Origin of the sequence: Treponema bryantii, assembly GCF_900111035.1 — a bacterium.
GTDB classification, from domain to species: domain Bacteria; phylum Spirochaetota; class Spirochaetia; order Treponematales; family Treponemataceae; genus Treponema_D; species Treponema_D bryantii_C.
On the sequence record NZ_FOFU01000005.1, the window covers coordinates 64,366 to 77,757 of the forward strand.

Sequence of the window (13,392 nt, forward strand, 5' to 3'; positions counted from 1 at the left end):
AAAACGCGGCTTGACCGCGTTTTAATTCATTTTTTGTTTTTTCCAGCAGATTGGCCATAATCCAATTTTGGACACAATTCCAATGTTTTATCTAAATCTGTAATTTCCGATATAGATAAAACCTTTATATCTTTTATTTCATGTTTCTTGTCACACAAAAATTGCCAATCACCGTCACTGTCATGATGTATAAAAGAAATTTGTCTTTCCTTGTTTAATATATGACTACATACAAAACAATATGTATTAGGATTTCTTATATCTTGGAACATTTTTATTCTTTCTCCAAAAGCGCCCCAGTGCGGGCGTCCACATAACAACTGGTTGTACCGCAGCGGGCTCGACCCGCTGTCGGCTACGAACCTTTGTTATGCTATTTACTGAATTAACTGATTATCAGCTAAAATTTCAAATTTGGTAGTTAATAAATTAATTTTTCCATTATTATTTACAAATTGTTTTGTAGTGACTGTAAATTGATTTGGAACAAGAAAATCCATTTTTTCTATATAATCTATTTCTAATGAAAAATCAAATGAATGAAAAAAATTTTTTGATTCAAAATTCAATAAGTAGTTTTTATTGTTATAAGTTTTATAGTTATATTTTGTATCAACTTGAGTTTTTTGAGAATCCTTTTTTATATATGTTTGAAATCCTGATAATAAATTATTATTAGTGATATAATAATTTATACAATCAACTGAATTATAGTAATATTCATTACAATATATTAAATCTTTATCTGAATTTTTATATAGTGTTAATTCTTGAGGAAGCGCTTTTCCAAAATAAAAACCTGATAAATATTTTAATAACATTGTTATTTCTGAAATTGATTTTCTTATAAAATCGGCTTCTTCTTCTGTAGAACCTAAGTTTTTATATTTTTCTGTTAGTTGAATATCTATATTTCCATGATCTAAAATTACTTTGAATATATTCTTATCTTCATATTTACTTTGTTGTATTTCATTAGTGATTATAATAAATTCTAAATACTTATCATTGTAAGGATTACAATTCTTGTTTATCAGTTCGATAGAATTTAGTTCATTATTATTAGCTATTGTCGAAAAATCAGTTTTATTTGATGCACAAGACATAATCAAAACTGATGAGATTAAACATAATAAATAAACACTCTTTTTCATTTTTATTTATCCAAGCACCTCAGTGAGGTGTCAGCATAACAACTGGTTGTACCGCAGCGGGCCTGACCCGCTGTCGGCTACGAACCTTTGTTATGACAAATATATTTCTTATACAGAATTAGATTCCATAAAACCTTTTTTCTTTATGAAAATTCTGTACAACCAAATGAAGCATATGCTTCTATTATTATACTTTTCCTAAGCGGCGTAAAGCCGCGTACTATCGCTTCTTCGCGTAAATCCTAAAGTTCAATTTCATTTAAGAAAGCAAGCTCGACTTGCTTTCTTAAATATTCTTCTATTACCAAACTCTTAATTCAGTATATTCTGTAATTATTTCACCATCATCAAAACTATATACAATTTTTCCCATGACGTTTTCAAAATATTCCATTTCTTTAATCCAATGATAATCTTTAATTATATTAAACATTCTCTCATTGTTTATTTTTTTATTTTTTATAATAGTAACTTCGCCATCCTCTGATTGATAAGAAAAACTATAAATTGTCATTTTGTTCCATGTTATATTCTTATCAACTAAAAAATCGAATACTCGATGAGTAAAAGGAAATGGAAATGCTTGTACTAAATGAGTAGAAAGTACAATATTATTATGATTTTCTGGATCAGTTTCTTCTTCAGAACAATAATTCTGTTGGAAAGCCCAATATGGAAAATTTTTATTAACTATCTCAAAATTTATTGCGTAACATTTAAAAATACATACACATATAAATAATAACGAAACAGTTCTTTTCATTTTTTCTCCAAAAAAAGGGCAGGCCAGTGCGCCTGTCGTCATAACAACTGGTTGTACCGCACGCGGCTTGACCGCGTGTCGGCTACGAACCTTTGTTAGGTTGCGTTTTTAAAATGCCAATTCCATAGAATTTAATTCATCATTAAGTGACTTTTCTACAAAACTATTTAAAGACATATTTAATTTTTTTGCAGCGATAGCAATTTTACTATGGAATAATGGTGAAATGCGAACATTGAATTTTCCTGAGTAAGGCTTTTCTGGTTCAACTCCGTCTTCTTTACACCATTCAAGATAATCATCAACGGAAGCATGAAATTCATTTTCCACTTCATCTACTGATGTTCCCTGAAAAGTAATTACAGTACGAGTATTAATTACTTCGCCCGAAAAGATGCGAGCTTCATCATCATATTCAACTACACCAACAAATCCTTTATAAGTCATCATCTTTTACTCCTGCATTTTCAAGAAATCTTCGCATTGATTTTACAGCACCTTTGTCTGTAACTTTTTCTGGATGAGGTCTGTGGAAGACAGCCCTTTCTCCTTTTAATTCAATACGAACTCGAGACCCATTTCCTTCGGAAATTTTTGCTCCAAGTGATTCTAAGAATTTTTCAATATCTTTCCATTCAATATCTGATTGGACAGGATTTTTAAAAATTCTTTGATAAACTTTTTTTTGTTTTGAGTTCATAAATATATGATACTAGAAAATGGTACTAAAGGCAAATTCTTTTTTTAACTGGCGGGCTTGACCCGCCTTGTAAATTATTAGGATGAAAAAATTTATGCTATGACTAAATTGCTTTTATCAAAAACATTTCCATTGGTTGTTCATAGTTTGGGATATCAATTATAAGACCTCCACAATCTTTATATCCAAGCTTTCTGTAAAAATGTTGTGCAGTTTCATCTACCTGGGTTGAAGTAAGGACAAAATCATATCCTTGAGATTTCATATCTTTTTCCCAATATTCTAATAATTCCTTTCCATATCCCTTTTTCTGATTATTCCAATCAATGAAAAGCATTGTACAAAATGGGGTATTGTCCCAGAATAAATTATATCGAAGAAGTCCAACAGGTTTATCATTTTCAAGCAATACATATCCTTGCTTGGAATTTACTTTTTTTTCAAATTCTTTTTCAGGAAGATGTCTGTCGAGGGTGTACCAAAACTCTTTATCCGATATTTCGACATATTTTATTTTTGTCATAAAATCCTCCAAGATTTTATTTATTTAAATTTTGTTGGAAGATTTTCCTTATTACCAATAAGTGGCGCAGTGCGCTGTCAACCTAACAATTGGTTGTACCGCAGCGGGCTCGACCCGCTGTCGGCTACGAACCTTTGTTATGTGTTTTATTATTTTATAATATCTTTCATGGGTTGTGGAAGATATTCATATAAGTCAGGATTCAATTGTATTCCCTTTCTCAATAATTCAATAGCTTTATCGTTTTCATGATTTTCATATTTATAAATTCCTAATGCAATAAAACCTCTAGGATCAGGATTTTCAGATTCTATAGATTTAAGGAAATCTTTTTTCGCTTTTTTATATTTGTTTATTTTATCAAAAAGAGTTCCTCTAGAATAAATAAGGTCTGTTCTATTTCTATTCTTTCTGATTAGTACTGAATAAACTAAAATTGCAGATTTAATTTTATTTTTTGCGACAAGTGCTTGAGCATTTTGTTCTATACAGAATTCTTTGAAAAACTTTATGGAAAAATAATATATCAATACACAAATACAAATAAGAAAAATTAACAGAACTTTTAACTGGATAAAAGTTTCTCCATGTTTTATCCGTAATAGAATTTCAATAGTGGAGATGCATAAAATAATGGATGAAGTAACTAAACTTAAAAATATACTTTTCCATGTATATTTAATAAAACCAAAGAGTATAAAAACAAATAAATAATTTCTTAAAATATCTAATATAAATGCTGTAGTAAACTGATTTATAAAAATAATTCTTGAGGTTGTTATTACAATAAGTAAAAGGGATAAGATGATTAAGAAAAAATTTAATAATTTTTGTTTCATTTTTCCCTCATATCAGCGCCCTAGTGCGGGCGTCCACATAACAACTGGTTGTACCGCAGGCAGCTTGACTGCCTGTCGGCTACGAACCTTTGTTATATGCTTATATTATAAATTATATTTTATTATTTTATATTTTCCATCAATTTCTTTTATTGCAAAACTTACATATTTAGTTGGATCTGAATATTTTAATTCAACAAAAATAATATCTTCATCATAATTATCAATATTGTCATTAAAGAATGTATTTATGTAAATATCAAATGGATCAACATGATCATATAGATATCCATAATTTATATAAAACATATTTACATATTCATCCCATTCAAAGTGTGAAATATAATTTTTATCTACTGAGCTAAAATAGTTATTTAATATTTTATTAAATTTATTTTGTTGAAGTAATGAATAAAATTGGAGTAAAAGTTCGCGTACCTTATTTTCTTCTAAGTTGCTTAAAGGCTCTCTATTCATTTTCTGTTTTTTTTCATCTATAACTTCTTTAATAAGGTTGAAATCGGTTAATCTTATATACTTTTCACTTCCATTGGTTTGAAAAGATTTGTATTCTGAAAAATTTTCTATTTGTTTGCTTGAAAAAGTGGTATATGTATAAAACTTTTTATTTTCAATATCATAATGGATACCATTTTTTGATCTTCTATATCCCCAAAATACGATATCATTTTCTATAAAGTTTATTGTGAATTCTGATAAATGAGAAGATATATATTCTTTTGTTAGAAAGATTTCCGGTAAATAACAACCGACATAATCATTATAAAATTGTTTTTCTTCTTTCGAAAACTTTGAAGTATCATAGGTATATGTTCTAATATTATCAAAATTGATTATTTCGGGAAATTCATAGTGAAAATCCTTAAATATGGAGTCGATTAGTGTAGTCAATTCAAAATCTGAAAACATATATTGTTCAGAATCTTCATGTTGATGATTTAATTCATAATTTGTTTTTTTTAACTCTCTTATAGAATTTGATAAATCACTAATCTGAGTATTCAAATCATTATTTTCTTTTTCCAATAACTCATTTTTCTTTTTGATTTCATCTATTTCTTTTGAATTACATCCAATCAGAAACATACTAAAACAACAGAATATAAAAAAACTTTTTATTTTCATTTTATCCTTCTTCGAACCAGCCCAGTGGGCTGTGCTTATAACAATTGGTTGTACCGCAGCGGGCTCGACCCGCTGTCGGCTACGAACCTTTGTTATGGTAATTATATTTCTTATGCAGAATCAGATTCCTTAATTCCTTTTTTTTAAGAATTATCCTGCATAGTTTTTGAAGCAACTCTTCTATTATTGTACTTTTTCTAAGCGGCGTAAAGCCGCGTTCTACCGCTTCTTCGCGTAAACCCTAAAGTTCAATTTCATTTCAGAAAGCAAGCTTGACTTGCTTTCTGAAATATTCCTTTTTCTCATGCCACTAAAGCAAACTTCTCAAGCCATACTTCCAATCATCATCAAATGTTAAAATCGTTGAAACGCATGGACTTATTTTCTTTGACGCTTTTTTCAACAGTTCCATTATTTTTTGTGCAACAGGCCAATTTGGATCTTGGCACCAACATAAAAGAGCATAGCATAAAGCCCTGTCATTTTCTATTTCATCAATGGAAATACCTTCGATGCTCCTCGTATCAAATTTATCATTGGGAATGTATTTTTGATATTTCTCTTTCTTTTTTAATGAAGATAGATACTCATTGGAAAAAGAATCCAGTGAAAAAGGTGCTGGTGATTCAATTGTAATGTAACCAAAATCACAACCAAGAAATTTGCTCATTTCTTCAAATAGAAAATTACATTCATTTTCATTCTCAGTAGACAAACCAAATATTGTATAACCATCTAATGTATAAAATATTTCAGATTTTAGATTATTTTTCGTGCTAGACCAATAAACTGCATAATTTATTTTTGTATTTAATTCACAGTAAGATAATAACTCTTCTGAGTTTTGTAATACCAGAGACGGATTTTCTGAATATTGGGGGATTTCATATTCTTTAGCTAATTCTATATAATTAATTAGAAATTTTCTGTTAAAAGACTCTATTTCAGTTTTATTACGAGAATTCTTAATAATATAAATATCAAAAAATTCTTTCATACTTTTCTAAAAAGCAGGCCAGTGGCCTGTCGCCATAACAACCGGTTGTACCGCAGGCAGCTTGACTGTCTGTCGGCTACGAACCTTTGTTATACGATTATTTATTTCTTCTTGATTCTTCTTGTTGAATCAACTCAAGATTCTTTTTTTCTTTTTCATTAAACATTGTCTCTGAAAAATTATTTGTTGGTTTATACCAATTATCCCATTTACCAAAGAACTCTCTTAAATCTTTACTTTTAAATGAATAACCATGAAATGCATAAATTAGATTTCTGGACTTTCGTAATTGTTCATTTGTAAGTAATTCAAAACAGTAACTTGGATAAACATAATATTCAAAATTGTAGTCCCACCGTAATCCGAATACATCAAAATTATCATTTTGTAAATACATTTTTAATTTTGTGCCAATCGATAAGTTTAAGTCATTGTATTCAATTATGAAACTTCTTGAATCAGGATTACTTAAGACTTTTATGTTTACAGGTTTATTATTTTCTACGATTCTATCGAAATTGATTTCATCAAAAAAATAATGTTCAAAATGAAAGTTTATTTGAACTATTAGTTTTTCTAATTGTTTCCAACAAATTGCACTTCCTAAAAGATAATCAACAAGTAGATATCCAGAACCGAATGTATTTTTACTATAATCAACTTCGTAATTTATATTGATTTTTGTTTTTTCATTTTCCTTAAATAAAACCTTTTTTGAGTAGAATTGGTAAATTTTTTCATGGAGACTATTATTGATAAGTATATCTGCTGGACAAATAATAATATCCTGTTTTCTATTATTTACTGATGTTTTAAAATTTCGGATTTTACCATCAGAAGACTTTGTATAATTTTCAAAATCTGTTTCTGGGAAACCAACTTCGTATTCAATTGTTTTTCCATCATTTCTGAAAATGTAATCAATATTTATTCGATAAGAATTTTCAAATAAATCGATTATTATTTTTTCTTGTTCTATTGATATTGAATCAGATTTACCGGAAATCCATTCATTACCACCTGACTTATGTTGTATTAATGTATCATTGGAATACATTTTAAAAATGAATAGGCAAAATAATATGATAAAACTTTTGATTTTTTTCATAATTTAATACTTCTCTTTATCCAGCTCAGTGAGCTGTGCGTATAACAACTGGTTGTACCGCAGCGGGCTTGACCCGCTGTCGGCTACGAACCTTTGTTATGTGATTATTTTATCGTAATTAATTGTTCTCTATTTTTATCCAAATAAGAATTTATAATTTCTGTAAAATCTTCAGGATATTCATAAAATCTATCATCTAATTTACTTAGTTCATCATCAATTTCATCTAAAGGTAATTCTTCTTTTGAACATAATTCATAATAATTCGAAATATCAATTCTTTTTTTTATTAATGATATTGATTTATCAATAAGTTTTTTATTTTTTTTAAGACCAAAAAATTTTAAACCTTTTTGTAATTCAAATACGATATAACCTATATTATCGTAAAATTGCGCAAATCCTCCATTATTGATTTCACCTTCATATAAACCAATTAACATTGTATATCTTAGTATTTCTGGTAATTCAAGAAATTTTTGTCGCATTTCTTCATTTTCAGAATTTCCTATTACATAATAGCTATAACAGCAAACTACTTCATAAAGGAAAGCTTGTGGTATTTCTTTTGCCAAGGTAGCCGATATTCCAATATATTTTTTCCAATATTCTTCATTACCGAACAATGTTTTTTTATTTAAGGATTCATATTCCTTCCAATTTCCTAAATCATTACCCCAAAACATAGTATTAACTCCTAGAAAAAATATAATTATAAGAATTTTTCTTTTCATCATTCTCCACAAAAGCGCCCCAGTGCGGGCGTCCACATAACAACTGCTTAAACCGCACAGGCCTTGAGCCTGTGTCGGCTACGAACCTTTGTTAGGACTTTTCTTTAAAAACCTCATTTAATTCATTTATTATATCTTCTGGATGTAATAAATTATTCTCTTGGTTTGCAACTGTTTCTGAAACAACAGCAAATTCATCAATAAACCTTATATCCGTTTTTTCCGATAAATTGTATTTTTCCAAAACAGAAAGCAACTTTTCTTTTTGTGATGTAAAAACTCTCAGAAATTTAAAAGAATCTATAAGAACTTCTTCAACAATCCCTTTGTCAAATGCAATTCCCAAAGATAAAAAGCCATCATTTACAATTGAATATTCATATTTTTGCAATACTGATTTTATATATTTTTTATCTTTATAATCACCAAGTTCAAAATCTTCAGAATCCTTAAATCCATAAATACAATATATATTATTTAATTCATCGAATAGAGTATCTCCTATATCCCAAAAGAGATTCCATAATAATGACGCATCAACATTTATTTCAAAGTAATACTTATATCCAGTATCTTTTTGATTCTGAATTATAATTTTATATCCATTTGTAATATTTTCACATTCAGAATCAAAGATTTCTTTTGCTTTTATGTATTCTGATTCTTTTATTTCAGGAGTACAACAAAATTCTGATTTTGATGGGAAATGTATTCCTTTTGCAAGTTCTAGCATTTTTCTTTCTCTTCTATGCACGCCAGTGGCGTGTCGTCCTAACAATTGGTTGTACCGCAGCGGGCTCGACCCGCTGTCGGCTACGAACCTTTGTTATGGCAATTATATTTCTTATACAGAATTAACTTTCTTAATTCCTTTTTTTAAAGAATTATTCTGAACAGTTTTGAAGCAGCACTTCTATTATTATTTATTTTTCAAGCGGCGTAAAGCCGCGTTCTACCGCTCCTTCGCGTAACCCCTAAAGTTCAATTTTATTTAAGAAAGCAAGCTCGACTTGCTTTCTTAAATATTCTTTATAATTCAGAATAAATTATTTCTATTATATCAGAATAAAATCTTGTTTCTGTTATTTGTTGACTAAACACTATTTCTTTTTCATACTCAACACGAACTTTATTTTTATTGAGCCATGATACTTTGATTAATGCATCTGGTTGATTATAGTGTAAAACACTACCGCCACCTTCTTTCCACATTATTAAACCTGATGAATGAATATATTTATCGTTTACATAGATATCGTTGATTGAAAAAGTACATCTTTTATCTTTTGGCTGAGTAATAGAAATTGGTTTTTCTATAACCTTTGTTTTTTGTCGTTTTCTTCTGACTTTTTTTTCTATCGGAATTGATATTTTTTCCAGAAAATTGTTTAAAACTACTTTTCGTTCATTTAATAAATTTTTATCTGCACCAAGTTTTTCCCATACTTCTAAATCATTACCAGAATTAACAATACCTTTTATTTTTTCATATAAGTCTTTTGATAATGCATTTGTTTCCCACGCAGCAAGGGAAAGTCCAAACAATATATTATTCTTTTCATCATCATCTGTTAATGAATCAGAATACTCTTGTAACATTCTTTTTACTAAAACATAAGGATTCTCGCCATTATTGTATTCACTGTAAAACTCTTCATATATATCACAAGATGTATCATTTCCAAGAATTTCTGGATTAAATGTTCCCATTTTTATATTCCTAAAAAAAGCAGGCCAGTGGCCTGTCGCCATAACAACTGCTTAAACCGTAAAAACGGTTCTGCCAACGGCAGAATTGGCGCAAGAGTTGCGGTGGCGTAAAGCCACGAAAAGCAACTTTTGTGACAAAGTTTTTATCGGCTTTGAAGCTGTGTTATGTGATTATTGTTTATATTTATCAAAAACAGCTTCAGGTGATTCGCCTCGTTCTGCAGCTTGAATCATTTCAATTAGTATTTTTTCTTCGTTACTCATTTTTATCGAACTTTGAGTTACAGAATCGTCAGGCCAATAAGTAATTGAAGTATTAAAAAAATCATTTAATGTTGAATCATTAAAAATGTACCCATTTTTAGCGTAAAAAGCATTACGGAACAAACGTAGTTCTTCTTTACTGGATTTTTTTATATATTCTAGTAAATCTTCATAGTGCTCATGAAGCCAATCATGTTTTAATTCTTCAGAGACTATTTTTGCTGCAGTTATAAACTGATAAATATATTCAGTTGCAGAAGAAACTTTTTTATCACGGTTATAAATACTTGGTAATGTAGGTGCACCAGAACCACCGCCACAACCATTAAAAAAATTAATACACCATATTGTATTATAAGAATCGCGTCCTTCTGTAGAATAATAAATGCTGCCTGATTTTAAGAAATATGAATTACCCTCTCGTTTCCCTTTCCCAATTAATTTTGCATTTGTTCTATCAAATGTAATAATATCATTATAAAGAGAAATAAACATTTCTTCTGAATAACTGTCAGATACATTCCAATTTTTTATAAAATAATTCGATATCTCACAATAATGTTGTCCAGAAATTTCACGGCCACTATGTTCTATAACGTATTTTATTTTAAAATATCCTGAAGGAACTGTCATCTCAAATAAATATTTATCACCATCTTGATAAATATCTTTAACAGTTTTTACAAGCTTATCATTAATATAGACAGAAATACAATCTTCTTCTAAATCCCATGATGTTGGCCCATAAAAGCTTATATATACAAAAGTACTTACAGTAGATTCTTTCACATTTACTACATCAAGGATTACTTCACTTTTAAAATCCTCTTTGCTTCCTTGAGAAATATTTATAGTTTTCTTTTGAAGAATAAAAGAATCTTTACAAAAATCATCAGGGTAAATCAAATTACAAGGTGTTGAATGTCCTTGTGCAAAGCAAAAACTACCAATTGCAAGTAAAATTAAAAATATAAAACTCTTTCTTTTCATTTTTTCTCCAGAGGCGCCCCAGTGCGGGTGTCCACATAACTACGCACTTAAACGGTGGCGGGCTTGACCCGACATCCGATTTGAAGTGCATGTTAAGCGTTGAATATTTACCCCATATAACTGTGAATTACAATATTTATTAAATTATTATTATAATCGAATAAGAAGTTTACTTGTTCGGTTATTGTTAATCCATCTCCGTCGTAACAAATTTCATAATTTGTTTTAAACTTGTTAGTCCAATATTTATTTCCGAATATAGCAATTATTTCATCTTTTTTCATTCCAAGATGCAAATTATGTTTTAAGAGATTTTCTGTAGTTGGAAGAACTTCAGTCATTTCTAATAGAACAGTTTCTAAATTCCCTATATTCCTCCAGTAATGTACAACAATATTTCCGTAATTGATTATTAGTCTTTGAGCATAAATTGTATCATTATTATAAATATCTTCTGTTTTAAAAGTAACATTATTAAAATACTTTTGGAATTCTTCAAAGGTTGAAAATATATCTGGGAATTTATTTCTGTCTGTAAATGGATTTTCAAGAAAATCCATTATTGTATTAAAGTAAAACATTTCATTTTTGACATTGTAATTTAGAGATTCAGATAAGAATCCTCCATAACACCATCCTTCTGTATATTTGGGAATCCAGTTATCGTTATTATCTTTTCCAGTGCAAGGAATTTGAATTTTAACCCAATTACTTTTAATATTATCAATTATTTCTGCTTTACCAATTTGTAAAATTTTAATTTTAGTGTTTATTCCTATTGTTGTTATTATTTCGCTTTTTGTTGATTCTTCTGATCGTAATCGCAGATTTTCAAATACATACAATTCTTTACCAAGAACTAATAAATTTTGTGAGAAACAAAAATTTGTCATAAGAAATAAAAATAATATTAAATAAAATTTTTTCATTTTTTTCCTATGTGCGCCCCAGTGCGGGCGTCCACTTAACTAAGTTTTTATCGGTTTTGAAAACCATGTTATGTGTTTTCATTATTACTAAACAAGACTCTTACAAAATCTCGTCTGGAATACATAATTCTAATTATTTTTACAAGCTTGTTTTCAATTCTGTAAAAAATCGAATAGTTATTTGCAAGTACAAATTTATAATTTGTTGGGAATGAAACATATCTTTCTACAGGAATTCCAACATCAGGATCGTTTGCTAAATCTTCGTATGTTTCAACAATTGTTTTGATGGTGTTATGAGCAGCTATGGGATTTTGCAATTCTTTTTCAATGTAGGCTTTTATTTCGAGTAAATCTTCTGCAGCTTGTGGTGAAACATCAACCTGAAACATTAAAGACCTACCATTGCACGAATATCTTTTGTACTAAGCCAGCCTTTTTCCTTTGCTGAATCTTCACCTTTTTTAAGTTCATCAAATAAAGTTTTTGTGGCAGTTAATTTTTCATAATCTTTGATAGTAATTACAGCATAACTTCCTCTTCCGTTTTTTGTAAGGAAAACAGGAGATTCATCTGCAACATCCTTCAGAACTTCATTATAGTTTCTTAAATCAGATACCGGCTTAATTGCAAACATATATACCTCAATAAAGTTCGTGATATTTTACGAAATAATTATCTTAAGGATTTTATCAGATGTCAAGAATATTTATCTAATTCTTGTACTGATATTTCGGGCAGGTTACGTAATCAATTTCCATTGTTTTGCATCCAGTTGTAGCAAAACAATGATTATTTGCCATAACATTGAAGAACTGTTATGGCGATGTCATCAAAATCATCTGGAACATTCAGGATTTCTGCGATTTTATCGCAGAAGCGGTCAATGTCGGTGATGTGTCCTTCGTACCAGCAGCTTTGATAGCCGAGGTCTACTATAGCAAGCAGCATATTTTCTATTGCGGCTGAATAATTCTGAACGGAAAAACATCTGTCGCGATACGCATTTATTTTTTGAGAATCTCGGCATCATCTACACAGATCAAACTAGTGGTCTGCTTGTTACAGCCGGAAGGGGCGGCAAGGCCAGCTTCCAGAATCTTCTGTAAGTCTTCTCTTGGTACAGGCTGATTTTTATATTTTCCGCGATAACTGCGGCGAGTCATAATACAGCCTAAGGTATTCATTTTGATTTCTCCTGTTTTTTCTTACATGAATTCTCCATTAAAAACAATGGAATACATTCCAACCACAAACAAAAGAAATATAGAAACAATGATTCCTGAGATTATGCTTGCGAAGGGGATAAAAAACATAAAGTACAGATGTTTTTCTTGTTTTCTGATAATGCAGAAAATCAAATAAATGACGGCCAGCAAAACTGCATAAATCAGAACTGGAATAAAAAAGGATGGAAACATATAGCCGAAGGGCAGAGCATCATTGATAGATTCGAAAGTGTTAAATATTGGAAGTTGCTCAAACCCAAAGATCATATCCAGAATAAAAAAGAGAATAAAAAGAAATCCGGGTGA

The 13,392-nt window shown here is 29.4% G+C and carries 18 protein-coding genes; all 18 read right to left on the reverse strand.

The window, feature by feature from the left end; all coding sequences use genetic code 11:
• Nucleotides 1–377: 377 nt before the first annotated feature.
• A complete protein-coding gene (locus BMY21_RS10160; protein WP_143064210.1) occupies nucleotides 378–1,154 on the reverse strand; it encodes a hypothetical protein in 777 nt (258 codons plus the stop codon).
• A 301-nt stretch (nucleotides 1,155–1,455) separates the two neighbouring features.
• On the reverse strand, nucleotides 1,456–1,917 hold the full coding sequence (locus tag BMY21_RS10165; RefSeq protein WP_143064211.1) for a hypothetical protein: 462 nt from the start codon (nucleotides 1,915–1,917) through the stop codon (nucleotides 1,456–1,458).
• A gap of 108 nt (nucleotides 1,918–2,025) precedes the next feature.
• The gene (locus BMY21_RS10170) at nucleotides 2,026–2,367 is read right to left on the reverse strand and encodes a type II toxin-antitoxin system HicB family antitoxin (protein ID WP_074643728.1); all 342 of its coding nucleotides are present in this window, start codon (nucleotides 2,365–2,367) and stop codon (nucleotides 2,026–2,028) included.
• Nucleotides 2,354–2,617 carry a type II toxin-antitoxin system HicA family toxin gene (locus tag BMY21_RS10175; protein ID WP_143064212.1) on the reverse strand — a complete coding sequence of 88 codons (264 nt, stop codon included), beginning with the start codon at nucleotides 2,615–2,617 and terminating at the stop codon, nucleotides 2,354–2,356. Before BMY21_RS10175 ends, BMY21_RS10170 begins: the two co-directional genes overlap by 14 nt.
• Nucleotides 2,618–2,720: 103 nt before the next feature.
• Nucleotides 2,721–3,140 carry a GNAT family N-acetyltransferase gene (locus BMY21_RS10180; protein ID WP_074643733.1) on the reverse strand — a complete coding sequence of 140 codons (420 nt, stop codon included), beginning with the start codon at nucleotides 3,138–3,140 and terminating at the stop codon, nucleotides 2,721–2,723.
• 149 nt (nucleotides 3,141–3,289) lie between these two features.
• A complete protein-coding gene (locus tag BMY21_RS10185) occupies nucleotides 3,290–3,979 on the reverse strand; it encodes a tetratricopeptide repeat protein (RefSeq protein WP_074643736.1) in 690 nt (229 codons plus the stop codon).
• Between the two features lie 105 nt (nucleotides 3,980–4,084).
• Nucleotides 4,085–5,125 (reverse strand): hypothetical protein, encoded by a 1,041-nt coding sequence (locus BMY21_RS10190; RefSeq protein ID WP_074643738.1) that lies wholly within the window; start codon nucleotides 5,123–5,125, stop codon nucleotides 4,085–4,087.
• A gap of 310 nt (nucleotides 5,126–5,435) precedes the next feature.
• A complete protein-coding gene (locus BMY21_RS10195) occupies nucleotides 5,436–6,122 on the reverse strand; it encodes a DUF5071 domain-containing protein (RefSeq protein WP_074643741.1) in 687 nt (228 codons plus the stop codon).
• 97 nt (nucleotides 6,123–6,219) lie between these two features.
• Complete coding sequence (locus tag BMY21_RS10200; RefSeq protein ID WP_074643743.1) at nucleotides 6,220–7,230, reverse strand: YARHG domain-containing protein; 1,011 nt, start codon at nucleotides 7,228–7,230, stop codon at nucleotides 6,220–6,222.
• 104 nt (nucleotides 7,231–7,334) lie between these two features.
• Entirely contained in the window at nucleotides 7,335–7,916 is a 582-nt protein-coding gene (locus BMY21_RS10205) for a DMP19 family protein (protein WP_177177743.1), read from the reverse strand.
• A 139-nt stretch (nucleotides 7,917–8,055) separates the two neighbouring features.
• Nucleotides 8,056–8,697 (reverse strand): hypothetical protein, encoded by a 642-nt coding sequence (locus BMY21_RS10210; protein ID WP_074643752.1) that lies wholly within the window; start codon nucleotides 8,695–8,697, stop codon nucleotides 8,056–8,058.
• Nucleotides 8,698–8,993: 296 nt separating this feature from the next.
• Nucleotides 8,994–9,674, reverse strand: coding sequence for a hypothetical protein (locus BMY21_RS10215; RefSeq protein ID WP_074643754.1), 681 nt, complete (start codon nucleotides 9,672–9,674; stop codon nucleotides 8,994–8,996).
• A 171-nt stretch (nucleotides 9,675–9,845) separates the two neighbouring features.
• A complete protein-coding gene (locus tag BMY21_RS10220; RefSeq protein WP_074643756.1) occupies nucleotides 9,846–10,928 on the reverse strand; it encodes a YARHG domain-containing protein in 1,083 nt (360 codons plus the stop codon).
• A gap of 107 nt (nucleotides 10,929–11,035) precedes the next feature.
• On the reverse strand, nucleotides 11,036–11,857 hold the full coding sequence (locus BMY21_RS10225) for an SH3 domain-containing protein (protein ID WP_074643758.1): 822 nt from the start codon (nucleotides 11,855–11,857) through the stop codon (nucleotides 11,036–11,038).
• Between the two features lie 68 nt (nucleotides 11,858–11,925).
• Nucleotides 11,926–12,249: a type II toxin-antitoxin system RelE/ParE family toxin gene (locus tag BMY21_RS10230; RefSeq protein ID WP_074643761.1), complete on the reverse strand. Its 324-nt coding sequence runs from the start codon at nucleotides 12,247–12,249 to the stop codon at nucleotides 11,926–11,928.
• The gene (locus BMY21_RS10235; RefSeq protein ID WP_074643763.1) at nucleotides 12,249–12,494 is read right to left on the reverse strand and encodes a type II toxin-antitoxin system prevent-host-death family antitoxin; all 246 of its coding nucleotides are present in this window, start codon (nucleotides 12,492–12,494) and stop codon (nucleotides 12,249–12,251) included. The genes BMY21_RS10230 and BMY21_RS10235 overlap by 1 nt, the downstream gene beginning before the upstream one ends.
• Before the next feature lie 155 nt (nucleotides 12,495–12,649).
• Complete coding sequence (locus BMY21_RS10240; RefSeq protein WP_083379828.1) at nucleotides 12,650–12,868, reverse strand: nitroreductase family protein; 219 nt, start codon at nucleotides 12,866–12,868, stop codon at nucleotides 12,650–12,652.
• Nucleotides 12,865–13,044, reverse strand: a complete 180-nt coding sequence (locus BMY21_RS10245) for a nitroreductase family protein (protein WP_074643766.1) — start codon at nucleotides 13,042–13,044, stop codon at nucleotides 12,865–12,867. The genes BMY21_RS10240 and BMY21_RS10245 overlap by 4 nt, the downstream gene beginning before the upstream one ends.
• Nucleotides 13,045–13,392 lie beyond the last annotated feature (348 nt).